Raw genomic sequence first — 26,120 nt, 5'->3', positions numbered from 1 at the left:
GCTTCCTTACTGCGCCGCGCGGGCGACGGCTGCGCCGGCAGCCAGGCTCGCGCCCAGGAACATGGTGTCGCTTGCCAGCATGAAGAAGCTGATGCCGGCATTTGCCCATTTCCCGACATCGTCTGCAGAAGGGCGGAAGATGCCGACCGCCTTTCCGGCGGCACGGGCGGTCGACGTGATCGTCTCAATGGCGGCATTCAGCTTCTCTGCGCCGGCAGGCCCCATGGCATTGATAGAGACGGAGAGGTCACCGGGTCCGATGAAGATCACATCGACGCCCTCGACCTTGACGATCTCCTCGATGTTGGCGAGCCCTTCGGCGGTCTCGACCTGGATCGCCAGAACCAGGGATTCGTTTGCCGCTTTCAGGTAGTCCGGTATCCGGTAGCCATAGGCGGAGGCGCGGCCGGGGCCGACACCGCGTTCGCCGACAGGAGGATAACGGGTTGCCATCACGGCGGCCTGTGCCTGGGCGGCGGTGGAAACACGCGGCACCAGGACGCCGGCCGCGCCTGCATCCAGCACCGATGCGATCCATTCCGGCGTATGGCCGGGCACGCGCACCATGGCGGGCACCTTGTGCACGTCGGCGGCGCGGACGAGGTCCTCGATGCGCTCACGGCCAATCTGCGAATGCTCCCAGTCAATGCACAGGAAATCGAGGCCTGCAGCCGCCGTCACTTCTATGGCGACAGGATGGGGGATGGCGGAAAAGGTGCCGACGACGCGCTCAAAGCCGATGCATTTTTGACGAAAGCCGCTCATGTTGATCTCGATCCGGTTGCCATGGAGGGAAGGGTATCGCGCTAGCGCCGATACCAGGATAAAATTTTAAGCATAAAATATATTGCATCGGCAAGCGCAAAACAGATCTCGCGTCAGGTCTTTCCGATTTCCTCCTGAACGATCAATACCAAGTGACGAAGGGCTGGTGCTCCATTGTTGGCGCGATGGACCAGTGACAGCTCCAGATCAACGGCAAGGTCATGCACCTGACGGAAAGAGATGCCCGGTGGTGGGCGCCACTGTTGGCAGGCGTTGACGAAGGCAAGGCCGGCGCCGGCATTCACCAGGGCCAGCATGTCTGGCTCGCTGTCCAATTCTTGCAGAATATGCGGCTCGAATCCGGCCTTGGCGAAGGCCTGAGCGAGATCATCGAAGTAACGGGTGCTCGCCTGCCGCCGAAATCCGATGAATCCCTCGTCGCGCAGATCAGCCAGGGAAATGTCCGGTTGTTCGGCCAGGGGATGGCCGGCCGGGAGGGCAAGCAATACGGAATGTCGCGCAAGGGGCAGCGCCACGAGGTCGCGGTCGGCATGGGCATTGTAGACAAAGCCCGCATCAATCTTGCCGTCCTGAACAGACTGCAACTGCCTTGCCGAGGACATGGCCGAGAGGCTGAGCTCGATTGCGGGAAAGCGGTCGCGAAACCGTCTTATGCTGTCCGGTACAATACCCTGCCAGGCAGCCACTTCGATGAAGCCGACCTTGAGGATGCCAATGCTGCCGAGGGCGGTCGCCCGGGTTGCCGTTACCGCGCGCGTCATCGAGGACGAGATTTCTCGACAATGGTCGAGAAAGACACGGCCTGCCGTTGTGAGCCGGATGCCGCGAGGAAGGCGCTCGAAGAGAGCCACCCCGATTTCGTCTTCCAGCAGCTTCATCTGCCGGCTGAGCGCCGGCTGGGCGATCTGCAAACGCGAGGAGGCACGCCCGAAATGCTCCTCTTCGGCAATCACGCGGAAGTACTGAAGTTGTCTAGGTTCCATGCGGATTGATAGCAAATTGCGATTGGACCGGCAAAACAATTGAATTGGATTCGGGTTCAAGCGCGAGATAGTTTATGTTTAAAGCAAATGAGGGGCGCGGGAATGCAGATGATGACGTCGCCATTTTTGGCCTTCGAACGGAAAGCGGTGTCCCGACCGGAACTGCCATTCCTGGTCGCGCCCGCCAGTGCCGCCCTGCCTTATGCACCAGAAGGGTTCCGTCACAGCTATGGTGAGGTCCTGGTCCTCATCGAGGCGCTGAGGGTGCAGCTTGTCGCGGCTGGCTACGGCCATGGCTCGCGCGTCGCGCTGCTCTTGCAGAACCGGCCGGATTTCTTCGTCCACTGGCTGGCGCTGAATGCCATCGGCGCCTCCATCGTCCCGATCAATCCGGATATGCGGCCGGATGAGCTCGCCTTCCAGATTGAGGTTTCCCGGGCGGAACTGATCGTCGCCTACCCGGAATTCGATGAACTGGTGACGGCCGGCACGCCGCACGGTTTCGCATCGATGCATCCGGGGGAAAGCATACCGGCGGCATCTGCTAGACGGAGCGCCGGGGGTGGCAGGCCTGCAGATGAATGCGCACTGCTGTTCACCTCCGGCAGCACCGGAAAGCCCAAGGCCTGCATCCTCACCAACGCTTACTTCATGAAGCTCGCCAAGTGGTATGTGACTCAGGGTGGGATCGCCAGCATGGAGGAGGATCGGGAGGTGGCGCTGACGCCGCTGCCGCTGTTCCACATGAATGCCCTGGGCTGCACCACCGTCGGCATGATCGTGGTCGGCGGTGCAATCGTTCCCCTGGACCGCTTCAGTGCCAGAAAATGGTGGCAAACGGTGGCCGACAGCGGCGCCACCATCGTCCATGCCCTCGGCGTCATTCCTGCGATCCTGCTGCAACTGCCGGAACACCCGGCTGAGCGGGCCCACAGGGCCCGCTTTATGCTCGGACCCGGCGTCGACGCGCGGCATAAGACGGTCTTCGAACAGCGCTACGGCCTGCCGATCGTCGAGGCATGGGCGATGACGGAGACCGGCGGCGCTGCCGTGACCAGCACGGCGCGTGATATCTATGAGGCGGGGCGACGCTGTATCGGCCGGCCGCGCGAGGGCATGGAGTTTCGCATCGTGGACGAGACGGGATCTGACGTGGCCGTGGGAACGCCTGGCGAACTCTGGGTGCGCGCCTCGGCAAAGGATCCGCGGCGTGGTTTCTTCGCCGGCTATCTGGGCGATGAGCAGGCGACCGAAGAGGCCTGGGCCGGCGGCTGGTTTCATACCGGCGATGTTGTCTATGCCGATGAGGATGGGCTTCTCTATTTCTTCGACCGCATGAAGAGCATCGTGCGCCGCAGCGGGGAAAATATTGCCGTGCTGGAGGTGGAGGCGGCCCTGATGGCAAACCCCGATGTGGAGGTGGTTGGGGTCACCCCGGTTTCGGACGAGATCCGGGGCGAGGAAGTCTTTGCCTTCGTCGTGCCGAGGCTGCCGGTCGAGCCGGGACGCGAGACAGAGCAGGCAATGGCTCTGCTTGTCCACGCGGCGGCGCGCCTCTCCTATCACAAGCTGCCCGGCCATGTGGCCTTCACCGGAAAGCTGCCTGTCAGTTCCACCCAGAAGGTTCAGCGCGGTGTGTTGCGCAGCGAAGCACAGAGGTTGGTGGATGCCGGGCTTTCGATCGATCTTCGCGAGCGGAAGGCGGGCTTCCGGCACACGTCACTGAGTTGACGCAAATTCGGCACGCCGCAACGTTTGGCTGAGGACGCTCTTGCCAATCAATGCAAGAAATTAAATGATAAATCACGGGATAGAATCCTGACAGGAGACGGAAATGCTGCAGCCAGAAAAAATTCTCTTCGAAACCAGGATGACGGCCACCGGCGGACGAGACGGTCGTGCGCAAAGCCCTGACGGCAGCTTCACGCTGGCGCTCAGCCTGCCAAAAGCTTTGGGCGGTCCGGGCGGCGATGGCACCAATCCCGAGCAGCTCTTTGCAGCCGGCTATGCCGCCTGCTTCCTCGGCGCCGTGAAACTGGTGGCTCGCACCCGCAAGATCGCTCTTGCGGATGACACTGCCGTGTCCGCCACCGTCGGCATCGGTCCGGTCCCGGCGGGTTACGCGCTGGCTGTGGAACTGGCCGTCTCGCTGCCGGGCATCGACGCGCCATTGGCAAAAGATATCGTCGCCGCGGCTCATGAGCGCTGCCCTTATTCGAACGCGACGCGCGGCAATATCGACGTCAAGCTGACCGTCATCTGATCACAGATTGCGAAAAGGGGCGGATCATGGTGCAGGGGAAGCGGCAGGCCTATGATGGGGTGGTCCTGGCAGTGCCGGTGACAATCCCATATGTCCGCTTCTCGACCGACAGCACGGCGTGGTGGATCGGTCGGGCGCTTGCCGCGCTTGCGGGCGGTGCCGGTATCAGCCACCGCGCGTTTGACGGCTTGTCCGTCGCAAGCTTTTCGACGGCACCAGACACGGCAATCGGTCTGACGCAGCATTTCGGTCTTGCGCCGCGTTTCATCGACTTCGTCCCCATGGGCGGCGTGTCGGGCGTGGTGTCGGTGCGCCGTGCCGCACGGGCCGTGCAGGCCGGTGACGCGGATATCGTCGCATGCATCGGGGCCGACACGAACCATGTCGACTCGTTTCGCCATTCTCTTGAGAACTTCTCCCGCTTTTCCCAGGATGCGGTGTATCCCTACGGCTCCGGTGGTCCGAATGTCAGCTTTGCGCTGATCGCGGGGAACTACATGCGCAAGTTCGGTGCCACGCGCGAGGATTTTGGCAAGATATGTGTCGCTCAGCGGGACAATGCGCTGAAGAACCCCAATGCCTTGATGAAGAAGCCGTTGAGCCTCGAGGCCTACATGGCGGCGCGCGCCATTGCCGAGCCGATCCATCTGTTTGACTGCGTCATGCCTTGTGCAGGGGCCGAAGCCTTCCTGGTCATGCGCGAAGAGATGGCGCGGAGCCTCCATCTGCCGTTTGCGCGTTTGCTGTCGACGATCGAGCGCCACCATGCCTTTGCCGAGGACGCCGTGCAGGAACGGGGCGGGTGGGCCTTGGACATCGATGAACTTTACGCAATGGCGGGGGTGACGCCCGGCGACATCGACCTCGTCCAGACCTACGACGACTATCCCGTCATTTCCATGATGCAGTTCGAGGATCTCGGTTTCTGCGCCAAGGGGGAAGGGCCGGATTTTGTTCGCCAGCATGACCTCACGATCTCGGGATCTTTCCCGCACAACACGTCCGGCGGGCAGCTTTCCGTCGGGCAGGCCGGTGCCGCGGGAGGGCATCTCGGCATCGTTGAGTCGATCCGCCAGGTGATCGGAACGGCGGGACCGACGCAGGTGGCGAAGGCTCGTCTGGCACTCGCTTCCGGCTTCGGCATGATCAATTATGACCGCGGCCTCGCCTCCGGCGCGATCATCATCGCGGGAGACGGCGCATGACGGGTCATTTCGGCAAGCCTCAGCGCAAAAACCCGCTCGCCCGTACGCGGCAACCGCTGCTTCCGCCGGCCGCCCGCAGCCGGCGCGCCCACGAACTGACGGCGGCTGCTGCGGAAGGGCGTTTCGCCCTGCAGCGCTGTGGTGGCTGCGGCGCCTTTGCCTATCCCGTGCGCGAGGCCTGCCCAAACTGCCTGTCTGCCGATCTCATCCTTGCCGACGCGCCGGATACGGGCTTCGTTCTGTCGGTGACGGCCGCGGAAGTGCCAGCGGACAATTATTTCCGGGAGCGGGCCCCCTGGCGCGTGGGCCTCGTTCAATTCGATTGCGGGCCAACCGCGCTGTGTCATCTTCACGCCGCATGCACGACGGGAATTCCGGTGCAGTTGTTTCTGAAGCTCGACAAGGCTGGTCAGGCCGTGTTTTTTGCAGCGCCTCGCGAAGGAAAGTTCGATATGGCCGACGACCCGCAGTGGCGTGAACTGACCGCCGACCCTCGCCACCGCCGCGTGTTGATCACCGATGGCCGCCATCCGGTCACTGGCAGCCTCGTTGCCCGATTGAGGGAAGCCGGCGCCGGGGACATCTTCGTGGGCGTGCCGGAGGACTGGAAGCCGTTTGCGGGGCGGGAAGCTCTGGAACGGCATGAAGGCGTGAACTTGCTGCCGCTCGACGTCACGAGCGAGACGTCGGTTGCCGATTTCACGCGCGATTACGGGGCAAAGATCGAGATCGTCATCAATACCGCGGACTTCGTTCGGCCGGGCGGCATTCTTGCTTCCGGCCAGATCAATCCGACGCGGGATGCGATGGAGGTGATCGTCTTCGGCATGATGCGTCTCGCCCAGTCGCTCGCGCCCGTCATGATCGCACGGGGTGCCGATGGCGCAGCCGGCGCTGCTGCCTGGGTCAACCTGCTGTCGATCTATGCCGAGGCGCATTCCCCGGGCTTTGCCGCCTATGGCGCGACGCAGGCCGCTGCCCTGGCGCTTTCCCACGCGCTGCGGGCCGAACTCGGCGCCGGTGGCGTACGGCTCATCAATGTACTGAGCGGCCCGACCGAGAGCGAATGGTTCCAGCCGCTGCAGCAGCCCAAGGTCGCTCACAAGGCAATTGCCGATGCCGTGGTCGACGGCCTCCGCCGCGGGCTGGAAGACATCTATGTCGGAGATGTCGCCAAGGATCTACATCAGCGTCTGAAGACAAACCCGAAAGCGGTCGAGCGCGAACTCGGTCGTGAACGGCCGTGAAGGGAAAGCCCGTGACCAGTCCCGTTCTCTGTGCGCTTCAGGAAGCACTCGTCGGTGGAGCCGTCGAGATTGTCGACCTCACCCAGACGCTTTCGCCGGATTTCCCCACCATCGTCCTGCCGCCGGAACTGGGGCAATCCGCTCCGGTCCGCATTGAGCGCATATCCCATTACGACGGTTCCGGGCCCGCCTGGTACTGGAACAACCTGTCCTTCGGTGAGCATACAGGCACGCATTTCGACGCGCCGGTCCACTGGTATACCGGCCGCGACCTGCCGTTGAACTCGGTGGATTGCCTGCCGACCAGGCACATGATCGCGCCTGCTTGCGTCATCGATTGCTCGAGGTCGGCGGCCGCCGACGCCGATTTCCTGCTGACCAAGGCGGAGGTGCTGAGCTGGGAAGCCGCCCACGGGCGCATTCCGGCCGGGTCCTGGGTCCTAATGCGGTCCGACTGGTCGAAGCGGTCCGGCGCTGCCTATGCCAATCTGGCCGCGGACGGTGCTCATACGCCCGGCCCCGATGCCGAGGTCATGGAATGGCTGGTGGCGGAGCGCGACATCATCGGCTTCGGGACGGAAACCATTGGCACGGATGCGGGGCAGGGCGGCCATTTTCATCCGCCTTATCCCGCGCACCACTTCCTGCACGGTGCCGGCAGATACGGGCTGCAATGCTTGACGAATCTCGATCGCCTGCCGCCGACCGGGACGATGATCATCGCCGCGCCGCTGAAGATCCTGCATGGCTCCGGCAGCCCGCTCAGGGTTCTGGCGCTGGTTCCACGGGGCTGATCAGGGCTTGGCGGTGGCCTGATGACTGGTCGAAGCACGGCGCGATGCGGTGTCGTAGAAACTGCTGAGCAGTTCGAGCATTTCGGCCGACGCTTTCAGCGCTCCTTCCACATCCTTCAGCTTGCCCACCGAGGTTACCAGCAACTCCTTGCGCAGACGGCGATACTCCTTGGTCAACTGCAGACCCTTTTGCGACAAGGTATAGATCGTCTCCTTGCGGGAACGACCGCTGACCCGTTCGATCAGCTTCAGCACCAGCAGCTTCTTTATGGCGTATTGCACGTTGGCCGTGTCGTCTCGTCCCAGCAGCCTGGAGATCTCCGAGAGACCCTTGGGCCTGTCGCGATACTTGATCGTGTGCAGCACCGCGGTGTCGTGGCCGCTGAGCGTGGCACCCGCCAGAACCGAAGCGCATTCGCTTTGCCAGCGCAGGAAGGCGGACGACACGCGCCAGAGCGACCATTCGAAATCTGTCAGAGCCATTTCCTTGCCGGCGCCATCGGGGTCGAACTCAGCGGTCGGGCTGTCTGGGCTGGTCATGGTGGCTTTCCTCTCACTGTCGTAGTGCGATCCCTAGCACGAGCCAGCGGTGAACCTTATCCCTTAATTTTAGATTGAAACCGGGCTTTGCCCGCACGCCAACCCCGCAGGAAGGATATCAGGCCATGCGCATCTTCTGGCAGAGCTTCATCGATCAAACGGCAAGCGCTTCCTACATGAGGCGGCTGACGGACTATCTGAACGCCATTGCGGAGCCAGGAACGACCGTCGACGTGCATGGCATCAGTCCGCCGGACCGCTCCTTCGGTCGGCTCTCCGAGTTTCGATGCGCGATCCTTGCGATCGACAACGGCATCCAAGCGGAACTGCAGGGCTATGATGCCGTGGTGATGGGGCATTTCCAGGATCCCGGCCTCTACGAGTTGAAGTCTGCTGTATCGATTCCGGTGGTGGGGACCGGCGAGGCGACCCTGCATTTCGCCGCCCAGATGGGACGCCGCATTGCACTGGTGACGCTGGATGACGTCTTTCGCTCGATGCATCTCGAACAGGGCGATCTCTACGGCCTTGCCGGCCGGATCAGCCATGTGAAGGGTTTGAATGCGGACCCGTCTGACTTTTCCGCCTGTTTTGCGGGAGACGAAGAGGCAAAAACGCGCATGCTCGACGCGTTTCGCGCCTGCGCCGAACCGCTGGTGCAGGACGGTGCCGACGTGGTGGTGCCAGCGGGGGTCCTGCCGGGTCTCTTGATCGGAGGCGAGTACGGCTTGCGGATCGGTCATGCGCCGGTGATCAACTGCGCCGCTGTCGCCTTGAAGTCTGCCGAAATGCAGGTGCGTCTGAAGGCGTTGAACGGCATCGAGCCTAGCCGGGGCCCCTGGTGCGCGAAGGCGCCACAACAGGCCATTGATGATTTCCGTGCGCTGGTGGCAGGCGGGCGCGGTCAGTCAGGTGGCGGATCAATGCGGTAACTGTATACGGAAAATAGCGACTTTCTCTACTATAATTGGCCAAAATTGGAATGTTCAGAGTTCTAAGCTTGAAATGTTGCGAGAACTGTATACGGTTACGGGCAGGAGAAGCTCATGACCGTACGCAATCTCAATCTCGTGGAATCGCTTTACGCCGACCTTCGGCGGCGCCTGCAACTCAGCGAGATCGGCCCGGATGACCGGCTGGTGGATACCGACATCGCCGAAGCCTATGGCGCGTCGCGGATGCCGGCGCGCGAGGCGCTGTTGCGGCTGGTTGCGGAAGGCTATCTCGTGGGATCGACACGTGGCTTCGTGCTACCGGTTCTTTCTCCCGAAGATATTGCAGGGATCTTCGAGTTGCGCCGCCAACTCGAACCGCGCGCAGCCGGGGCGGCGGCGCGCGATTTGACCCCCGATGCGGCCGAGGAACTGGCGCGCTCGATGGAAAGGATCCATGAGGCCCATGCGGTGGATGACCTTAGGAGCCTCATCAAGGCTAACCTGGCATTCCGGAATGCCTGGCTCGGCTGTGTGCGCAACCGGCACATGGCGGCGACCATTTCCCGCTTCATGGATTATTTTCAGGCGATCCGGCTCGATACGTTTTCCGATGCTGCAACCCGTCGCGTCTATGTCGATGCCCTGAGTGCCTTGTTCGACGCGCTGACCGCTCGGGATTCGCTTGCCTCACAGGATCGCATGACCGCCTTTCTCTTCGCGGCCGAGACCGCTTACCTCGCCGCACGCGCGAGACGAGTTGAACGGCAGGCGAGTGTCAGGCCGGGGCGCCGCAACAACAGCAGAACAACCAGAGGAAATGAGGGAACATGACCAACCTGCATCCGCTTAAGGGACCGAACAAACTGAAGCTCGGTGTATTCTCCGCCAACGCCGATGGCGGCCTCGCAATCACAGATGTACCCGAGCGCTGGAAGGCGACCTGGGACGACAACCTCAACGCTGTGCAGATGGCGGATCGCGCCGGGCTCGACTTCTTCCTGCCGATCGCACGATGGGCGGGATTTGGTGGCAAGAACAGGGTGCGGGAATGGTCGTTCGAGACATTCACCTGGGCGGCAGCGCTCGCCGCATCAACGCAGAGGATCGGCCTTTTCATGACCGTCCATGTGCCGATCGTCCATCCGCTCTATGCCGCCAAGGCGCTCGCGACCGTTGATCATGTCAGTCGTGGACGCGCCGGCCTCAATATTGTCTGCGGCTGGAATCCAAAAGAATTCGGCATGTTCGGCATTCCCTTGGTCGAGAAGGGCTATGACCAGGCAGCAGAATGGATCGAGATCATCGAAAGGGCCTATTCGTCCGAGGAAACCTTCGATTACGACGGCACCTATTATACGTTGAAGAACGCGGTCTCTCGCCCGGCAAGCCTCCAGTCTCCTCGTCCAGTCACGATGAATGCCGCTTTCGGCGGGCCGGGTCGAGACTTTGCCGCGGCGCATTGCGATTATCTCTTCACCACCTTCACCGAAATCGCGGAGGCCGGCAAGCATGTGGAGGACATTCGCGGCCGCTCCGACGCGATCGGGCGCGAGGTTGGCGCTTATACGGTCTGCCACGTGGTGTGCCGCGAAAGCCAGCAGGAGGCGGAGGACTATTATGAGCGTTATGCCGTGACGCTGGCGGACACGGCGGCGGTGGACCAGCACATGGCCGGCAAGAAGGAATTTTCCCATTCTCACGACAGCGACGCCTATGAGCGTTACCGAAAGCGCTTTGCGGGCGGTGCCGGCAGCTATCCGCTGATCGGCACGCCCGAGCGGATTGTCGAGCAGATGGTCGCGATCTCGCAGCAGGGCTATTCCGGTATTGCGCTGACGTTTGTGAACTATCTCTACGAACTGCCCTTCTTCTGCGACCGCGTTTTGCCGCTGTTGCAGCGGGCGGGCCTGCGCACCTCGTAGGCGGGAGGCAACGCATGGAGACGACATCCCACACCCCCGGAACATCAGGCGGCGAGGCCGAAGGGCCGACGAAAGTCGCGTTTCGCAATGCCATGGCCCGGCTCGCCGCCGCCGTCCATATCGTCGCGACCGACGGTCCGGCGGGACGCTTCGGGTTTACCGCCTCGGCGGTCTGCAGCGTGACCGACACGCCGCCGACCCTGCTGGTCTGCGTCAACAAGGCGTCGTCCTCGCTGGAGGCGCTCCGCCAGAACGGCGTGCTCTGCGTCAATACGCTGTCGCCGCGGCAGCAGGCTCTGTCGGTTCTTTTCGGCGGCGGTCCTGCCATGGAGGACCGGTTCCGGGCTGCTGAGTGGACGCCGGCCCCGAGCGGTGCGTCGCAGCTTGACGGCGCCCTGATTTCCTTCGACTGCCGCGTTGCATCGGTGGCCGAGGAAGGCACCCACCGCATCCTTTTCTGCCGGGTGCTCGGCATTACCGAAGGATCGGAGACGGAAGCTCTCGTCTATTTCGCCCGCAATTATCACGAAATCCGTCCGGCCGCCTCCTTGGCCTTGTGACGTTTCAGCGTCTGTGATGCCAGCGCGGTGCACTCGCGCCGTCCGGCATTGCAGCAGATGGAATGAACGTCGGCTACTCGTTCGGCCAAACGGAACAATAGCCCCTTGCGCGTTACGGCAGACGGTCTGCCTCCCGTACAGACCTTTGCGCCGCCTCCACAACGGTGAAACGATTGGCCGGACGCTTCAGCCCGAGATTTTCGCGCAGCGTCCGTCCCTTATACTCCGTGCGGAAGAGGCCGCGCTTCTGCAGAATCGGTACCACCTGGTCGACGAAATCGGTGAGGCCCGTCGGCAGGATCGGCGGCATGATGTTGGAGGCATCCGCCGCGCCCTGTTCGAACCAAGTCTCTATCGCATCGGCAACCTGCTCGGGCGTGCCGACAACCGTGCGATGATCGCGGGCGGTGGCAACCGCCAGGTAGAATTCACGCAGCGTCAGGTTGTTGCGCTCGACGAGGTCCGTGACGAGCCGCAAGCGGCTCTTGTTGAGCTCGGTCTCCCGCGGCAAGGGTGGTGCGGGATCGTTGAGCGAATATCCAGAAAGGTCCACGCCCTTGTAATGGCGTTCGAGAATGTTCCAGGCGATGGAGGGAAGGATCAGCGACTGCAGGTATTCGAAGTTCGCCTTGGCTTCCGCTTCCGTCCCGCCAAGCACCGGAAAGAGGGGTCGGGACAAGATTTGCGGAAAATCGTACGTTAAGGTCGAACGGAGTATGAACATCATGCGGCGCGCAGGTTTCTTCCGGGAAACCGCAGCTCTCTAAAGCCGTCTGGCATTTGCTGCTCGGCGTCCCACGAATAGATGCCGGTGAGATTGATGTGCTCCCAACTGAGCGGCGAGACATGTTTCAGCAATTCGTCAGGAATATGCCGACCCTGCTGACGCAGGTGGGCCGTCGCCCGGCTGAGATAAACGGTGTTCCAATGCACGATGGCACTGACCACCAGATTTAACCCGGAGGCACGGAACGCCTGGCTGTCAAAAGAGCGGTCATGGATTTCGCCACGCTCATGGAAAAAGACGGCGCGTTTCAGCTTGTGCGCGGCTTCTCCCTTGTTGAGGCCGGCCTGACAACGCCGGCGCAGCGCCGTGCTGGAATACCATTCGATCATGAACATGGTGCGCTCGATGCGACCGAGTTCGCGCAATGCCTTGGCCAACTCACTGGATTTTGATGACGAGCACCACTTTAGGATCGTCGATGGTGCGACGGCACGCGTCATGATCGAGGCCGCAAGGCGCAGCAGTTCGTCCCAATGCTCCATGATGAGCGCGGTATTGATGGGCGCCCCGATGTGATTTGCCAACGTCGGATAGCTATCGGCCTTCTCGAAGGTGTGGAACTTCCGGTCCTTGATGTTGCGAAGACGCGGCGAGAAGCGCCTGCCAATCAGGCAGAACAGCGCGAAGACATGGTCGCTAGCGCCGCCGGTATCCGTAAACAGCTCTTCGATCTCCAAAATGGTGTCGTGGTCGAACAAGCCGTCGAGAACATACACGGCCTCGCTTTCCGTCGGGCTGATCGGCAGGATGCTGTAGTAGCCGTATTGGTCGGATAGCCCGCTGTAGAATTTCGTGCCAGGCTCGCTGCCATAGTGAAGATTGATGTCGCCGCGTCTGGCAGCCCGATCGCTGGCTCGGAAGAACTGCCCATCGGATGAAGCGGTCCTTCCTTCGCCCCAAATTTGCGAATGCGGATGTCTGGTGTGGGCGTCGGTCACGGCCGCCTGTGCCGCCCGGTAGGTGTTGGAGCGGGTATGGAAGCTACGCATCCAGCCGATCTGACGAGCGCTGATGCCCTTCGAGGCTCCGGCCATCCGTTTTGGGCCGAGATTCGTGCCGTCGGCAAGTACACCGGCCAGCATGGCAGCGACGTTCTGGGGCACATCGCCAGTTCGGACGTGGGTGAACTGGTCCGCAAACCCGGTCCACTCATGCACTTCCCGCAAGAGATCGGGGACCTCGACCAAGGGGATACATCTCCGTGATTTCGGCATTCAGGGCTTCGGCTGCGGCCGGTACATTGCTGGCAAGCGGCGTCACGATAAGCGTGCCATTCTCCATTCTCACACCATCGAGTTTCCCGAAACGGGCCTGCCAGGCCAAGCGTTTGAGGTTGGTGTCCATCGTCTGCCCAACCTCTGCCAGCCAGGCAGCGCAATCGCTTGGAACACCAAGGCCGAGCTGGTTTTCTTCCTTCAGGGCGACAAAGGCCGGCCTCGGCATCAGATCTTCATCGATCGGTCGAAACGATCGACTTCCCTCGACCCACACGTCTCGCCGATGCAGTCGGTCGCGCAGATGCGTGAGGGTCGCAATCTCGTAAAGCCGCCGATCCGGTTTTCCTTCTTCGAAGATGAGCTTTTTCTCGGTTGGCCCGAGATGGCCGACAGGCACGCGATCCGGCAGAACGCGCCGGGCCTCTGCATAAAGCAGTTGCAGAGCCGCGACCGCCGCCAGAAGCGGATCGTGTCGGCGGCGTGATTTAAATTTGAACGCCTGAAGGAAGGCCCCTGCAAACTTCCGGATATTGCCATGCTGCTCGGCCGCCAGCACCAGAGGCGAAGCACCGGCGCTTTCAACCATCGCTTCAAGACCGGGCTTGATCTGAAGCAGTCGATGCCAGCCAACTTGCCGATTGACCGTCGCAAGCGCATCTTCATCGGTGTCATTGGCAGTCTGGAGGGCGACGATCGTGTCGAGGAACAACCGGAGTGCCTGGGATGTTTCAAGACGAGCGTCCATGTGACGCTGCTTTTTCTGGTTGTTGGCCTTCGAGTACAGCCGGCCCATCAGTTTAATAAAAATCATCACCGCATCATCTGTGAGCTTCTGGCCAAGCTTGATGATTTGCGCCGCGATTGTCGCGCGCCGCCGGCTGGCGCCATAATCTTCGGCAAGCCAGGCCGGCGCTGCATCGCCTTCGCGAACCATCTGCTCCCATCGCCCAGAGGAAATGCGGGCCTGTAACCGGGGATTGATCCCGAGCGAGCGCAAGAACGCGATGCGTTCCGTCAATCCGACCAGGTTGTCGGCGCCCGGCGCGTCGGGACCAGACCGCAGCCAATGAAGGCGCGTCTGCCCGATCGACGGATCAACGTCTAACAATGCATCAAGGGTTCGGAGCTTTTCCGGATCGAGACCTGAAAGTACTGCGCTCTCGGCACGACGACGGGCGATGCGGCGACCGGTCAGGCCCAGATGCTCGATCGTATTGATTGCCGGTAACAGAACTCGACGATCTCGAAAGGAACCGACGATTGCCTTGGCGATCGTCACTCCTTTGTCTGTTGTCGCAGCGGCTTCGATCCCTGCCAGCAAGGCGGCGCGACGGTCTTGCGGCGTTGCACTTTTCATCCCGAGATATCCGAGAAGGTAAGCAGTATGCTCTCGGCGGGTTTCCTCACGCCGGGCATAAAATTCGAATAGGCAAGGATCGGCGTTCAACTGCCCAGCGACATAATTGAGCATCGCAGCGGGCGGGGTTTCGTTTGGTAGCAGTGTCCGACCGGGATAACGCATCAGGCAGAGCTGCACGGCAAACCCGAGCTGGTTATGTCCCCGTCGGCGAAGCTCGACTTCCAGCCGATCGGCTGGCGACAGAGAGTAGTGCTGGATCAGGCTTTCCTCATCCGTCGGAATATCAAACAGCCCCCGTCGATCCTGTGCATGAAGAAGCTTTCGTCGGGCCACCGTTTCACTCCTTTAGTACGCGCTGGGTGGCCGATCCTCTGTCCGAAAACGGTCGATTGCGTACAGGCGTAAAGCACCCTGTCCACAAATTATCTTGACAGGATTTAGGACAGAGAAGATATTTCGGACAGCCTATTCGGACGAAATTGACCCCATGCCACGCACTTTTGCTTATGTCCGTGTCTCAACGACCGGACAGACTACCGAAAACCAGATTCAGGAAATTGAGGCCGCCGGCTTTCAGGTCGAGCCGCGCCGGATCGTCACCGAGACAGTTTCCGGCAGCACGGCAATCGCGCAGCGCCGTGGCTTTTCCAAACTCATGGACCGGCTGGAATCCGGTGACGTTCTCATTGTCACCAAGCTTGATCGGCTCGGTCGTGACGCCATCGATGTCAGCACCACTGTTAAGGCCCTCGCGGAGATGGGCGTGAAAGTTTATTGTCTCGCTCTGGGTGGTGCCGATCTCACCAGTTCATCCGGCACCATGACCATGCAGGTTCTTAATGCCGTCGCGCAGTTCGAACGGGATCTGCTGATCGAACGCACCCAATCCGGCCTCAGGCGGGCAAAGTCCGAAGGCAAGATCCTCGGACGACCCTCGACACTCAACGAGGAACAGAAACAGGGCGTGCGTGACGATCTCGCAAAAGAGATGAGCGTTTCGGCGATCGCCAGGAAATTCGGAACCAGCCGACAGACCATCATGCGGGTCAGAGATGAGAGTTCACGCTCCGTTCAGCCTTAGCGTACGATTTCACGCAAATCTTGTTCCGACCCCTTCCGGGACTGCCTATGTGTCCGTCGAAGCTGATTGCGCAACAGCATTCCAGGAGCCTCCTCATGCAAAGCTCGTTCGTCATGATCAGTCCCGATATCCTCGTCTGGCAGCAGTGCCCTGCCTGTAGCTCGGCCGGAAAGGCTCATCTGTTCCTCAATCGAAAGACGCAGGTTCTGGAAAAGATGAAAGCGGTCAGCCACCTGAGATGCTTGCGGGGCACCTTCACGAGCAGCCTGCGCGTAAAGCCCGCATCGATCTCGGCTGACCACCTCAATGGTGGGATGCCGCTTCAACCATTGTGAAACGCTCGCCACGCTACGATCTTCGAGAATGTCCATGACCTTTCGGCGCTCGAGATCAACGATGATCGTGCCGTAGCGCCACGATTTCCTCCAACTCCAGTCATCAATGCCAATGATCCGTGCAGGAGGTTCGTCGTCGGCCTGTGAAGCACTCCGCTTCAAGTGCCGAAGGATGGTGTCGTCGCTGACCGGCATCCCAAGCTGGTTCATCAAGCGCTCTCCTGGGCGTCCACCCGTGCCGTGACCCAGCAGGCCGACTAGCTTCGCGACCCTCGTTGTCCTGCGGGCGTATGGCGATGCGATCTCCGGGATCGAGTCGGTGAAAGTTTGCCGCTTGCACTGCCGATATGTGCAACGCCAGCGGCTCAACCGAAGCCTTACCGTCACTTCATTACCCTGGATCGGCAGGTCCTGAAGACTGCGGTGCGACCAGCCATGCCGATTTCTGCTCTGTTTACGGCAATCTGGACATGTGCCCGAAGATGGTCCGCAAGCAGACACCGCCCAATTACCATCGCCGTTGGATACGACGTCTTGCACCTTGATGCCCGGACCGGGCGACCATTTTGATTTTGTTCTCATGCCCGCCAATAGCGAAGTGCCTGCTAACGATCTGTTAACCACACAAAGTCAGGCAGACCCACAATTTACGAGACACCGCGCCAGTTGGCGATGCTTATCGGGATCGTGTCCCATGGAGTGGTGTAGCTTCGGCGCTCGCCGTGCCTTCCGGACAGAGCCGGGGACGGATCAGCTTGCCGCTGGCATGCTGATGAGCGGATCATCGCTCATCGTGGCGATGGTCTCAAGTGTCATGTAGCGGGACCGCTGGACGGCCCACTCGTCATTTTGTTCGAGCAGCAGCGCCCCGACGAGTCTGACGATTGCGTCATCGTTGGGAAAGATGCCGACGACCTCTGTGCGTCGTTTGATCTCGCCGTTGAGACGTTCGATGGGGTTTGTGCTGTGAAGCTTGGTCCAGTGCTGCCTGGGAAAGGTCATGTAGGCGAGCACGTCCTGCTCGGCGCTGTCCATGAGAGTTGCAAGCTTCGGCACCTTCGGCCTGATCTGATCGGCGACGTTGCGCCACTGAGTGCTTGCTGCCTCCGGTGTGTCCTGGGCGAATGCGGTGGCGATGAAGGCGGACACGACACGCCGTCCGCTCTTTCCGGCATGGGCCAAGGCATTGCGCATGAAGTGGACCCTGCAGCGCTGCCAGGTGGCCGAGAGAACCTTGCAGACGGCGGCTTTTATGCCTTCATGAGCGTCGGAGACGACGAGCTTGACGCCGCGTAGTCCCCGTCTGGTCAGCTTGCGCAGGGGGACTGTCAGGAATTCCGTCCAGATCGCCTCGGCCTCGGATGTGCCGATCTCCACGCCCAATACCTCGCGCCGACCGTCTGTGTTGACGCCGACGGCGATGATGACGGCAACCGAGACGATGCGCCCGCCGCGTCGGACTTTCAGGTAAGTGGCGTCGATCCAAAGGTAGGGCCATTCACCTTCGATGGGCCTCTCGAGAAAGGCCTTCACCTTGTCATCAATCTCCTCGCAGAGACGAGACACCTGGCTCTTGGAGATGCCGCTCATGCCCATGGCCTTGACCAGGTCATCGACGTAGCGGGTCGAGACACCCTGGATATAGGCTTCCTGAATCACCGCCGTCAGGGCCTTCTCCGCCATGCGGCGCGGCTCAAGGAAACTCGGGAAATAACTGCCGGTGCGCAGCTTCGGGATACGAAGCTCGACTGTGCCAGCACGTGTCTCCCAGTCCCGGTCGCGATAGCCGTTGCGCTGGGCTAGTCGGAAGCCATTCTTCTCGCCATAGCCCGCGCCGGTCTTCGTGCCGACCTCCAGCATCATCAACTTCTCGGCAGCAAAGCCGATCATCTCGCGCAGCAAATCGGCGTCGGCGCTCTTCTCAACGAGTGAGCGCAGGTTCATCATGTCGTCGGTCATCGGTGGTGTCCTTCAGGTTGGTCTTGAACAACCCGACCCTACCGGAAAACACTGGTGACCACCGCTTCCCTGCTACACCACGCCCTGGGACACGATCCTTATCGGAATGGTTGGTCTCGTGTGGCGAGAGAAAATCCTTTTGTAAATTGGTCTGTTGGCAAAGATTGGCACGACCTCGACCTTCACCACGCCCTATAACGAAAAGCAGGCGAGCTATTCCTTGGAAGCAAGTGCTGCGATGAAGGGGGATCCGGAAGCCCTTTATCTCGTCAGCACGCCAGTGGACGGTGCGACGATCCACTGTGCCTGGCTGTCCGGCGGCGGAGCGGCTAAGTTTCTGCTGAACGACGGCATGAACTCGAAGGATTTCATCGACAGCGTCGGCGCGCAGTACCTGAACGATGCCTATGGCACCTCTTCCGGGACGCGGCCGACGAAATCGACGGAATATTTCAACGGCGCCTATGAGAAGTTCTCCGGTGGCATTTCTCCGTCTGCGCCGGCTGCCGACCGCTCGTATGATGCCGGTGCCATCGTGGCACTCGCCATTGCCAAGGCTGGCAAGGCCGACAAGGCAGCCATCAAGGCCGCAATCCCGGAAGTGGTGGCGCCGGGCGGCGAGCCGATCTATGCCCGCAAGGCAGAGTTCGAAAAGGCGCTGAAACTGATCAAGGATGGCAAGCCGATCAAGTATGAAGGCGTGATCGGCCCCGTTTCCTTCGACAAGTACGGCGACATCACCGGTCCCTTCCGCCTGTGGAAGATCAAGGATGGTGAAGTCACCACGATCGGCCAGATGGAAGCTGATGCCGTGTCGAAGCTGAAGGCGTCACTCGCGCCCTGACGCCGCGACAACGGACCCGGTGCCCCGTCGCACAAGACGGCAGGGCACCATCTTCATGTTGCACAACCTCTTGGCAGTCTGCTGCGAACTGGCTACACTTACCAGACAACTATCAGTCCGGTGGAGATGGAATGGCAAGCGACGCCCAAGCAGAGGTCCAGCAGGGGCAGTCTCTTGCATCGAAGATCAGTTCGGCTCTTCGTCATGATCTCATTTCGGGGGTGTTTCGCCCCGGAGACAGGCTGCCCAGCGAAAGCACGCTGACGCGCGAATACTCCGTCAGCCGTACCGTTGTGCGCGAGGCCATCGCCATTCTCCGCGCCGATGGGCTGGTCGAAGCGCGCAAGGGCGCCGGCGTTTTTGCGCTCGAAATCCGTCGCGAAGCGGATCGTCCGTTCAACGACCTAGCCACGCAGCGCATCTCGTCCGTCATCGAACTTCTGGAACTGAGAACGGTCTTCGAGGTCGAATCGGCCGCGCTTGCGGCCCTTCGTCGCTCTGCAGCGCAGATCGAGGAGATCTACGAGGCGCATCGCATCGTCGCGCAGTGTCTGAAGGACGGTGCGCCAACGCGCGACGCCGACTTCAATCTGCATCTCGCCATCGCAGAGGCCACGCAGAATCGCCGTTTCCCTGAGTTCTTGCAGTTGATCCGCACCGGCATCATTCCACGCGGCGACCTGCAGGGAGAGGCACCCGGTTCGCGGCCCAAGGACTATAACCTGCATCTGCAGGAGGAGCACGGCCTGATTGTTGATGCCATTATCGAGGGCGACGCGGATGCTGCACGCGTCCACATGAAGGCGCACCTGCGCGGAAGCCTGGAACGATACAAGGCACTGCTCAGGAGCCAGCGTGCGGAGCGAGCACCCCAACCAGCATGATCGATACCCTTGTCAGATAGATTTCCGAGCATGTATGATGCCATCATCATTCATGCAGGAGACTTTCATGTCATTGCCCATTTTTCCCGCCGCCACACCCGATCCCGGCGTCACCCGCCGCATTCTGGCCGAGAACCCGGACCTGATGGTTGTCTCGTTCCGTTTCGAGACTGGCGCTAAGGGCAAGCTTCACAGCCATCCGCATGTGCAATCCACCTTTGTGGCAAGTGGGCGCTTCGAGTTCTTTCGCGATGGTGTGACCTATCATCTCAAGCCCGGCGACAGTCTCGTCATCCCAGGCGGTGTCGAGCACGGCTGTTGCTGCTTGGAAAGCGGCGAATTGATCGACAATTTTACGCCTCGCCGCGACGATTTTCTGGCCGCTGCCGCAACCTGAGCGTCGGCACAGGTGAAACCGGCCTGGCGCTCCGCTTGTCAGGGCGCAAGCGCCGCCCGGTGTCGGATTGAGAAAGGCAGGCTTGACACTCCACTCGGCCTGTGACAGGTTCCGGATAGTTGTCTGACAGGACGGGAGCCTGTCGTCGCCTCGCTGCGGTCGCGTCTGGAGGAACCATGTCATTGCCTCGCCTGCGTCTTGCCGGTGCTGCCGGCCAGCTCGGCAGTATCGCCGTTACCCTTCTCGGCCTGTTGATGCTGACCTTCTTCATCGGCCGGTTGATGCCGGCCGATCCGGTCCGCGCAATCGTCGGGGAAGATGCCACGCGAGAAACCTATGAGCAGGTCTACACCTCGCTTGGCCTGGACCGACCGCTCTACGAGCAGTTCGTCTATTACCTCGGTGATGTGCTGACTGGGGACTTTGGCACTTCGATCCGCACCGGCCAGCCAGTGATCGAGGACATCCTGCACGTCATGCCCGCCACCATCGAACTGGCCACCTTCGCCATCTTTATCGGCGCCACGCTCGGCGTGTCTATGGGCGTGCTGGCGGCTGTCAACAAGGATCGCTGGCCGGATCATGTGGTGCGTGTGTTGAGCCTGTTTGGCCATTCCATGCCGATTTTCTGGACCGGCATGATCGCACTCATCGTGTTCTATGCGCATCTGGGGCTGGTCGGCGGCAGCGGTCGCATGGACCAGTTCTACATAGGCCTCGTCGACGATCGCACCGGCTTTCTGCTGGTCGACAGCCTCCTGGCCGGCGAGATGGATGTCTTCTGGTCAGCCCTCAACCACCTGATCTTGCCGGCGGCGCTGCTCGGTTATTCCTCCTCCGCCTATATCACGCGCATGACCCGCAGCTTCATGCTGGACCAACTCGGCCAGGAATATGTGACCACAGCCCGGGTCAAAGGCCTGTCCCGGCATCAAACCATCTGGCTGCACGCCTTTGGCAACATCCGGGTGCAGCTGGTCACGATCATCGCGCTCGCTTACGGGTCTCTGCTCGAAGGTGCCGTGCTCATCGAAACGGTCTTCGCCTGGCCGGGTTTTGGCCAGTACCTGACGAGCAACCTGATCATCGGTGACATGAACGCCGTGATGACCTGCGTGCTGATTGTCGGCGTCATCTTCATCGGGCTCAATCTTCTGTCCGACATCCTCTACCGCATCTTTGACCCCAGGACACGCTGATGACTGCTGATACGCACCCACGCAGCATGCCCGGCTGGCTGATCGCCCCGAAAAACATCCTCGTCTTCCTGCTGCGCAGCCCCACATCCGCCTTTGGGCTCGCCGTGCTCGCCCTCCTGATTTTGACGGCGATCTTTGCGCCTCTGTTGGCCACGCACGATCCTTATGTCCAGGCGCTCGGCAATGTGCTGAAGCCGCCGGGTGACGGACATCTCTTCGGCACCGACGAGCTCGGCCGCGACATCTTCAGCCGATTGGTCTACGGCGCGCGCATCACGCTCACCATCATCTTTCTGGTGTCGATCGTCGTCGGGCCGATTGGTCTCGTCATCGGCACCTCGGCCGGCTACCTGGGCGGCAAGTTCGATACGGTGATGATGCGCATCACCGATATCTTCCTATCCTTTCCAAGCCTCATCCTGTCGCTCGCCTTCGTGGCCGCCCTTGGTCCCAGCCTCAACAACGCGATCATCGCGATTGCACTCACCTCCTGGCCGCCGATCGCGCGTCTGGCCCGCGCCGAGGCGATGACCTTCCGCAATGCCGATTACATCGCCGCGGCCCGCCTTCAGGGTGCCTCTGCCACCCGCATCATCGTTAAGTCGATCATGCCGATGTGCCTGCCCTCCGTGCTGATCCGCCTGACCCTCAACATGGCGACCGTCATCCTGACCGCCGCGGGTCTCGGCTTTCTCGGCCTCGGCGCCCAGCCACCCATGCCGGAATGGGGCGCCATGATTGCCACAGGCCGCCGTTATATGCTCGACAGCTGGTGGCTTGTCACCTTCCCAGGGGTCTCGATCCTGTCGGTCAGCCTGGCCTTCAACCTGCTCGGGGATGGGCTGCGTGATGCGCTCGATCCCAAACAGATGAACCGGAGGTAGGTTGATGGAAAAGACCATTCTGGACGTCCGGAACCTTCGCATCCGCTATGGCGGATCACCCGTCGAAGCGGTTCGCGGCGTCTCCTTCACGCTCGGGCGCGAACGGCTCGGCATTGTCGGCGAATCCGGTTCCGGCAAATCCACCGTGGGGCGGGCAATGCTGCGCCTTCTGCCGGGAGCAACCATCACCGCGGACATGCTTCGTTTTGAAGAGACGGACCTTCTCGCGCTGAGCGAAAAGGAGATGCTAAAGGTGCGCGGTCGTCGCATGTCGATGATCCTGCAGGATCCGAAGTTCTCGTTGAACCCGATCCGCCGGGTCGGCGATCAGGTGGCTGAGACCTATCTGCGCCACTTCCAATGCAGCCGCCGCGAGGCGCATGACAAGGCGGTCGCCATGCTGGAGGCGGTGAAGATCCGCGATCCGGAACGAGTGTTCCGGCAATATCCGCACGAAATTTCCGGCGGCATGGGCCAGCGGGTGATGATCGCCATGATGCTGCTTGCCGATCCCGACCTGGTGATTGCCGACGAGCCGACCTCGGCGCTCGATGTGACGGTGCGCCTGCAGGTTCTCAACATTCTGGATGGCCTCGTGCGGGACCGTGGGATTGGTTTGATCATGATCAGCCATGACCTCAACCTCGTGCGCAATTTCTGTGATCGCGTGTTGATCATGTATGCCGGTAAAGTGGTCGAGACCCTGAAAGCCAGTGATCTCGACCATGCGCAACATCCCTACACGCAAGGACTTCTGGCGGCCCAGCCACGCATCGGCGGCACACGCCAGCCGCTTGCCGTGCTGGACCGCAAACCTGAATGGCTGGAGGAGAGTCTCTGATGTCCGTTTCCGTCGATGTGTGCGATCTCTCGATCAGCTTTGGAAGCGGTGCCACAGCCGTCAAGGTCCTGCCCGGCGTCTCCTTCAGCGTCAGGAGCGGGGAGTGCTTCGGGCTTGTGGGCGAATCCGGCTCCGGTAAGTCGACCGTGCTTCGTTGCGTGTCGATGCTGACCGATTTCTGGAAGGGCGAGGTTATGATCGACGGACGCTCGGTGCGCGACCTCCCGCTCATCGAGCGGTGCCGCACGCTGCAGATGGTGTTCCAGGACCCTTATGGCTCTCTGCATCCGCGCCAGTCCGTTCGTACGGTTCTGAATGAACCGCTGGTCATCCACAAGCTCGGCGATCGGGAAGAGCGCATGCGGCGTGCCATCACCGATGTCGGTTTGCCGGTCTCGTTCCTGGACCGGTTTCCGCATCAGCTGTCGGGTGGACAGCGCCAGCGCGTTGCGATCGCACGCGCGCTGATCCTCGAACCTTCCCTGCTGCTTCTGGATGAACCGACCTCGGCGCTCGACGTCTCGGTGCAGGCGGAAATCCTCAACTTGCTGCAGCGTTTGCGCGCAGAACGCGGTTTCACCTATATCATGGTGACCCATGATCTCGCGGTGGTCGACCACATGTGCGACCGGTTTGCCGTCATGCTGCGCGGTGAAGTGACCGAGATCCTTCCGCATGAGGCGATCGCCACCAACGGGGCAACTCACCCCTACGCCCGCGAACTGATCGGTGCCTCGCTGGAATACGAGGGCGTGCGCTGAAAAACGCGCCGCAGCCATGGGCTCAAAGGCTGTCGCTGGCAGCAAAAGGTTCCAGTTCCGCGTCAAAAGGAACCTCGACCACGTTATTGAAGATCGCCGTTGCCAGCATGATCCCTGCCAGGGCGACGAGATCGACCAGAATTTTGGCCTCATACCTCACCTTGAGATCGGTCCAGATCTCCGGCGGGATGGCGCGGGAATTGCGCACGATCGCCCGGCCAAACCGGTCCAGTAACCGGTCCACTTCACGCATTTCGAGCGCATCCGGATCGGCTCCGGACAGTGTGATGGCGCGGCGGAAGAAGGTCACCGCGATCTTCGAGCCGGCGTCCTCCGAAATGGCGCGGCAGAACACCTGGATCGCGCGATCATCCACATGCGGCAGCAGTTCTGCCCGCAGCGTGAACCATTCCGCATAGATGCGATGCGCCTGCGGCGAATGAAGCAGCGTGCGCTTCATGTTCGTCATGCGGCCGCGCAGGCGCAGTTCCTCGTCGTGCGCATCACGAATGGCCTGCGACGCGCCGTCATAGTCGATCATCGGAATGTGCGACATTGAAAATCCTGCCGGTTCAATCGGTGCAGAGACTAATCGCTCCGGCGTTTGTCGCAAGGCAACCGGCAGAAGGAAAGGTGCGGTATCAACACGAAAAGGGGCGCGTGTTGCCACGCACCCCTCTCGTGAACCGCCGCGGAGGAGGATATCGGCGGTCTATCGGGCTTTCGTCACGCCTTCGAAGCGCGACAGCCAGGGGCTGACGATCATGCCTTTCACATCGCTGCGGAAGGCTGCCGTATCGATGACCTCCGAGAAGGGCTGGATCGGCATGACAAGCTCGTCCATGTAGGCCTGGAGCTCCTCGTAGAGCTTGGTCTGCTTGGCGGGGTCGCGCTCCACCAGAGCCGTCTCGATCATCTTGTTCAGTTTCTCGTCGTAGAAACTCGTGCGCCAGCTCTGGTAGTTGGTGAGCTTCGCCTCGTCCGAATTGTTGGGATTGTAGGCCATGGAACGAAGGTTGTTGTCCGGATGCGGCTGCTGGCCACCGCCGCCGCGCCCCACGAGAAGCTCGAACTTGCGCTCGCGCATGGCGCCATAGATCTGGTCGCCCGAACCGCTGATCAGGTTCGCCTTGATGCCGGCCTGGGCAAGCGTGTTCTGGATCGCGGTTGCCGCCTTCAGGAAAGGGTCTTCCGACAGGACGCGCAACGTTGTCTCAAAGCCGTTGGGATACCCCGCTTCCGCCAGAAGCGCCTTCGCCTTGGCAATGTCGAGCCTATAACCCTGGTTCGGCAACGATCCCATGACGCCGGTGCTGAGGGAGCGCTGGTGCAGCTTGCCGTAGAACGGCATCACCGCCTGATCCAGCCCCTTGTAATCGATCAGATACCTCAGCGCTTCGCGCACCTTCTTGTTGGCGAAACGCTCGTCCTTCATCGAGACGGCCAGATAATAGAAGCCTGAGCCGGGGACGGATTCGATGGAAATCGCATTGTCTGTCTCCAGCGCCTTCAAGTCCGGCGCTTGCAGCGAATAGGCGACGTCGATGTCGCCCTTCTCGATCATCAGGCGCTGTGACTGGGATTCCGGCAGGTGTCGCATCAGGACGCGGCGCATGGCAGGCTTTTCACCCCAATAGCCGTCGTTACGGGTGAGGATGATGAACTCGTTGGACTTCCACTGTGTCAGCGTGAACGGGCCGGAACCCGCAGAATTGGTGGTAAGCCAGGCGCCGCCGAGATCGCCATCCTTTTCATTCTGAAGTGCGGTCTTGCTGTCGATGATCGAGCCCGGGCCGTTCTGGGCGAGGATCATCAGGAGCAGGTTCGGATCATCGGCGCCCGGCAGGTTGAGAACGAAGGTATGGGCATCCTCAACGACAAAGTGCTTATCGGCGGCTTCCAGCTTGAAGCCGCGCGTCTTGAGGAACGAGGACTGGGCGAGATTGCGCACCAGCAGGCGCTTCAGGCTCCAGGCGACATCCTGTGCAGTCACCGGATTGCCGGAGGCAAACTTGGCATCCTTGCGCAGATGGAAGCGGATCGACTTGCGGTCTTCGGAGATCTCCCACTTTTCCGCCAGCCGCGGCTGAATGCTGCGGTCCTCAGGCGAAAGCATCACCAGGGTATCGTAGACATTGTTCAGGACCTGCACTGTCTCACGGCCGGTAATGGCGGCGGGATCAAGCGTCAGGATATTGCTCATGGTGGTCGCTACCACCAACTGATCCTTCGGCGTTTCGGCCAAGGCGACCTGCGGCGAAACGCTCGCCAGCAGCGCAACAAAGGCTGCGGATATGAGAAACGACTTCATGCTTCCTCCCTTTCGGCCCCATTCC

22 protein-coding genes and 4 pseudogenes are annotated in these 26,120 nt (G+C 61.2%); 17 read left to right on the top strand and 9 right to left on the bottom strand.

Translation table 11 applies throughout. The features are described 5' to 3' along the window. Positions 1-6: 6 nt before the first annotated feature. On the bottom strand, positions 7-765 hold the full coding sequence (locus OU993_RS18850; protein WP_268160093.1) for an HpcH/HpaI aldolase family protein: 759 nt from the start codon (positions 763-765) through the stop codon (positions 7-9). A 113-nt stretch (positions 766-878) separates the two neighbouring features. After that, on the bottom strand, positions 879-1,829 hold the full coding sequence (locus OU993_RS18845; protein ID WP_268160091.1) for a LysR family transcriptional regulator: 951 nt from the start codon (positions 1,827-1,829) through the stop codon (positions 879-881). 42 nt (positions 1,830-1,871) lie between these two features. Between OU993_RS18845 and OU993_RS18840 the strand changes: the two genes are divergently transcribed. The 5 genes from OU993_RS18840 (at position 1,872) to OU993_RS18820 (ending at position 7,278) form a co-directional block, all read left to right on the top strand. Next, positions 1,872-3,500: an AMP-binding protein gene (locus OU993_RS18840; protein WP_268160089.1), complete on the top strand. Its 1,629-nt coding sequence runs from the start codon at positions 1,872-1,874 to the stop codon at positions 3,498-3,500. 103 nt (positions 3,501-3,603) lie between these two features. After that, positions 3,604-4,032 (top strand): organic hydroperoxide resistance protein, encoded by a 429-nt coding sequence (locus tag OU993_RS18835; RefSeq protein ID WP_268160087.1) that lies wholly within the window; start codon positions 3,604-3,606, stop codon positions 4,030-4,032. A 26-nt stretch (positions 4,033-4,058) separates the two neighbouring features. Next, positions 4,059-5,237 (top strand): thiolase family protein, encoded by a 1,179-nt coding sequence (locus tag OU993_RS18830; protein ID WP_268160085.1) that lies wholly within the window; start codon positions 4,059-4,061, stop codon positions 5,235-5,237. Then, entirely contained in the window at positions 5,234-6,484 is a 1,251-nt protein-coding gene (locus OU993_RS18825; RefSeq protein ID WP_268160083.1) for an SDR family NAD(P)-dependent oxidoreductase, read from the top strand. The genes OU993_RS18830 and OU993_RS18825 overlap by 4 nt, the downstream gene beginning before the upstream one ends. Positions 6,485-6,495: 11 nt before the next feature. Then, positions 6,496-7,278, top strand: a complete 783-nt coding sequence (locus OU993_RS18820) for a cyclase family protein (protein WP_268160081.1) — start codon at positions 6,496-6,498, stop codon at positions 7,276-7,278. Here OU993_RS18820 and OU993_RS18815 read toward each other — a convergent pair whose 3' ends face one another. Next, the gene (locus tag OU993_RS18815; RefSeq protein WP_268160078.1) at positions 7,279-7,818 is read right to left on the bottom strand and encodes a winged helix DNA-binding protein; all 540 of its coding nucleotides are present in this window, start codon (positions 7,816-7,818) and stop codon (positions 7,279-7,281) included. Between the two features lie 125 nt (positions 7,819-7,943). Between OU993_RS18815 and OU993_RS18810 the strand changes: the two genes are divergently transcribed. The 4 genes from OU993_RS18810 to OU993_RS18795 all read left to right on the top strand — a co-directional run bounded on the left by OU993_RS18810 (position 7,944) and on the right by OU993_RS18795 (position 11,235). Then, positions 7,944-8,750: an aspartate/glutamate racemase family protein gene (locus tag OU993_RS18810; protein ID WP_268160076.1), complete on the top strand. Its 807-nt coding sequence runs from the start codon at positions 7,944-7,946 to the stop codon at positions 8,748-8,750. 114 nt (positions 8,751-8,864) lie between these two features. After that, positions 8,865-9,584 carry a GntR family transcriptional regulator gene (locus OU993_RS18805; RefSeq protein ID WP_268160074.1) on the top strand — a complete coding sequence of 240 codons (720 nt, stop codon included), beginning with the start codon at positions 8,865-8,867 and terminating at the stop codon, positions 9,582-9,584. Continuing rightward, positions 9,581-10,675: an LLM class flavin-dependent oxidoreductase gene (locus tag OU993_RS18800; RefSeq protein WP_268160072.1), complete on the top strand. Its 1,095-nt coding sequence runs from the start codon at positions 9,581-9,583 to the stop codon at positions 10,673-10,675. Before OU993_RS18805 ends, OU993_RS18800 begins: the two co-directional genes overlap by 4 nt. A gap of 14 nt (positions 10,676-10,689) precedes the next feature. Then, complete coding sequence (locus OU993_RS18795) at positions 10,690-11,235, top strand: flavin reductase (RefSeq protein ID WP_268160070.1); 546 nt, start codon at positions 10,690-10,692, stop codon at positions 11,233-11,235. A gap of 112 nt (positions 11,236-11,347) precedes the next feature. Here the strand turns inward: OU993_RS18795 and OU993_RS18790 are convergent. Continuing rightward, positions 11,348-11,905 (bottom strand): annotated as a pseudogene (locus tag OU993_RS18790) (nitrilotriacetate monooxygenase); the annotation flags it as partial. A 53-nt stretch (positions 11,906-11,958) separates the two neighbouring features. After that, a pseudogene (locus OU993_RS18785) lies at positions 11,959-14,932 on the bottom strand (Tn3 family transposase). 154 nt (positions 14,933-15,086) lie between these two features. Here OU993_RS18785 and OU993_RS18780 point away from each other — a divergent pair. Continuing rightward, complete coding sequence (locus OU993_RS18780; RefSeq protein ID WP_268160068.1) at positions 15,087-15,680, top strand: recombinase family protein; 594 nt, start codon at positions 15,087-15,089, stop codon at positions 15,678-15,680. Between the two features lie 139 nt (positions 15,681-15,819). Here OU993_RS18780 and OU993_RS18775 read toward each other — a convergent pair. After that, positions 15,820-16,597: pseudogene (locus tag OU993_RS18775) on the bottom strand (ISL3 family transposase); the annotation flags it as partial. Between the two features lie 168 nt (positions 16,598-16,765). After that, a complete protein-coding gene (locus OU993_RS18770) occupies positions 16,766-17,974 on the bottom strand; it encodes an IS256 family transposase (RefSeq protein ID WP_268160066.1) in 1,209 nt (402 codons plus the stop codon). A 163-nt stretch (positions 17,975-18,137) separates the two neighbouring features. Here OU993_RS18770 and OU993_RS18765 point away from each other — a divergent pair. The 7 genes and pseudogenes from OU993_RS18765 to OU993_RS18735 form a co-directional block, all read left to right on the top strand. Next, positions 18,138-18,818: pseudogene (locus OU993_RS18765) on the top strand (ABC transporter substrate-binding protein); the annotation flags it as partial. Positions 18,819-18,949: 131 nt separating this feature from the next. Then, the gene (locus tag OU993_RS18760; RefSeq protein WP_268160064.1) at positions 18,950-19,702 is read left to right on the top strand and encodes a FadR/GntR family transcriptional regulator; all 753 of its coding nucleotides are present in this window, start codon (positions 18,950-18,952) and stop codon (positions 19,700-19,702) included. Between the two features lie 67 nt (positions 19,703-19,769). Further along, on the top strand, positions 19,770-20,099 hold the full coding sequence (locus tag OU993_RS18755; protein ID WP_268160062.1) for a cupin domain-containing protein: 330 nt from the start codon (positions 19,770-19,772) through the stop codon (positions 20,097-20,099). Positions 20,100-20,275: 176 nt separating this feature from the next. Beyond that, complete coding sequence (locus OU993_RS18750; protein ID WP_268160061.1) at positions 20,276-21,298, top strand: ABC transporter permease; 1,023 nt, start codon at positions 20,276-20,278, stop codon at positions 21,296-21,298. After that, a complete protein-coding gene (locus tag OU993_RS18745) occupies positions 21,298-22,182 on the top strand; it encodes an ABC transporter permease (RefSeq protein ID WP_268160059.1) in 885 nt (294 codons plus the stop codon). The genes OU993_RS18750 and OU993_RS18745 overlap by 1 nt, the downstream gene beginning before the upstream one ends. 4 nt (positions 22,183-22,186) lie before the next feature. Continuing rightward, a complete protein-coding gene (locus OU993_RS18740) occupies positions 22,187-23,023 on the top strand; it encodes an ABC transporter ATP-binding protein (protein ID WP_268160057.1) in 837 nt (278 codons plus the stop codon). After that, on the top strand, positions 23,023-23,784 hold the full coding sequence (locus OU993_RS18735) for an ABC transporter ATP-binding protein (protein WP_268160055.1): 762 nt from the start codon (positions 23,023-23,025) through the stop codon (positions 23,782-23,784). Before OU993_RS18740 ends, OU993_RS18735 begins: the two co-directional genes overlap by 1 nt. Positions 23,785-23,806: 22 nt before the next feature. Here the strand turns inward: OU993_RS18735 and OU993_RS18730 are convergent, their stop codons facing one another. Both OU993_RS18730 and OU993_RS18725 read right to left on the bottom strand, forming a co-directional pair. Continuing rightward, positions 23,807-24,340, bottom strand: a complete 534-nt coding sequence (locus OU993_RS18730; protein WP_268160054.1) for a hypothetical protein — start codon at positions 24,338-24,340, stop codon at positions 23,807-23,809. A gap of 156 nt (positions 24,341-24,496) precedes the next feature. Further along, positions 24,497-26,095 (bottom strand): ABC transporter substrate-binding protein, encoded by a 1,599-nt coding sequence (locus OU993_RS18725; protein ID WP_268160052.1) that lies wholly within the window; start codon positions 26,093-26,095, stop codon positions 24,497-24,499. Positions 26,096-26,120: the final 25 nt, after the last annotated feature.

The organism is Rhizobium sp. SL86 (assembly GCF_026672545.1).
GTDB lineage: Bacteria > Pseudomonadota > Alphaproteobacteria > Rhizobiales > Rhizobiaceae > Neorhizobium.
Note: the sequence above shows the minus strand (reverse complement) of the source record. Positions and strands in the feature narration are given on the sequence as shown.

Bases quoted from the DNA above. Each gene is read 5' to 3' on its own strand.
- OU993_RS18755 (WP_268160062.1), top strand. From the start codon at position 19,770: ATGTCATTGCCCATTTTTCCCGCCGCCACACCCGATCCCGGCGTCACC.
- OU993_RS18850 (WP_268160093.1), bottom strand. From the start codon at position 765: ATGAGCGGCTTTCGTCAAAAATGCATCGGCTTTGAGCGCGTCGTCGGC.
- OU993_RS18835 (WP_268160087.1), top strand. From the start codon at position 3,604: ATGCTGCAGCCAGAAAAAATTCTCTTCGAAACCAGGATGACGGCCACC.
- OU993_RS18815 (WP_268160078.1), bottom strand. From the start codon at position 7,818: ATGACCAGCCCAGACAGCCCGACCGCTGAGTTCGACCCCGATGGCGCC.
- OU993_RS18810 (WP_268160076.1), top strand. From the start codon at position 7,944: ATGCGCATCTTCTGGCAGAGCTTCATCGATCAAACGGCAAGCGCTTCC.
- OU993_RS18800 (WP_268160072.1), top strand. From the start codon at position 9,581: ATGACCAACCTGCATCCGCTTAAGGGACCGAACAAACTGAAGCTCGGT.
- OU993_RS18825 (WP_268160083.1), top strand. From the start codon at position 5,234: ATGACGGGTCATTTCGGCAAGCCTCAGCGCAAAAACCCGCTCGCCCGT.
- OU993_RS18730 (WP_268160054.1), bottom strand. From the start codon at position 24,340: ATGTCGCACATTCCGATGATCGACTATGACGGCGCGTCGCAGGCCATT.
- OU993_RS18805 (WP_268160074.1), top strand. From the start codon at position 8,865: ATGACCGTACGCAATCTCAATCTCGTGGAATCGCTTTACGCCGACCTT.
- OU993_RS18745 (WP_268160059.1), top strand. From the start codon at position 21,298: ATGACTGCTGATACGCACCCACGCAGCATGCCCGGCTGGCTGATCGCC.
- OU993_RS18740 (WP_268160057.1), top strand. From the start codon at position 22,187: ATGGAAAAGACCATTCTGGACGTCCGGAACCTTCGCATCCGCTATGGC.
- OU993_RS18735 (WP_268160055.1), top strand. From the start codon at position 23,023: ATGTCCGTTTCCGTCGATGTGTGCGATCTCTCGATCAGCTTTGGAAGC.
- OU993_RS18840 (WP_268160089.1), top strand. From the start codon at position 1,872: ATGCAGATGATGACGTCGCCATTTTTGGCCTTCGAACGGAAAGCGGTG.
- OU993_RS18750 (WP_268160061.1), top strand. From the start codon at position 20,276: ATGTCATTGCCTCGCCTGCGTCTTGCCGGTGCTGCCGGCCAGCTCGGC.
- OU993_RS18725 (WP_268160052.1), bottom strand. From the start codon at position 26,095: ATGAAGTCGTTTCTCATATCCGCAGCCTTTGTTGCGCTGCTGGCGAGC.
- OU993_RS18830 (WP_268160085.1), top strand. From the start codon at position 4,059: ATGGTGCAGGGGAAGCGGCAGGCCTATGATGGGGTGGTCCTGGCAGTG.
- OU993_RS18760 (WP_268160064.1), top strand. From the start codon at position 18,950: ATGGCAAGCGACGCCCAAGCAGAGGTCCAGCAGGGGCAGTCTCTTGCA.
- OU993_RS18770 (WP_268160066.1), bottom strand. From the start codon at position 17,974: ATGACCGACGACATGATGAACCTGCGCTCACTCGTTGAGAAGAGCGCC.
- OU993_RS18795 (WP_268160070.1), top strand. From the start codon at position 10,690: ATGGAGACGACATCCCACACCCCCGGAACATCAGGCGGCGAGGCCGAA.
- OU993_RS18780 (WP_268160068.1), top strand. From the start codon at position 15,087: ATGCCACGCACTTTTGCTTATGTCCGTGTCTCAACGACCGGACAGACT.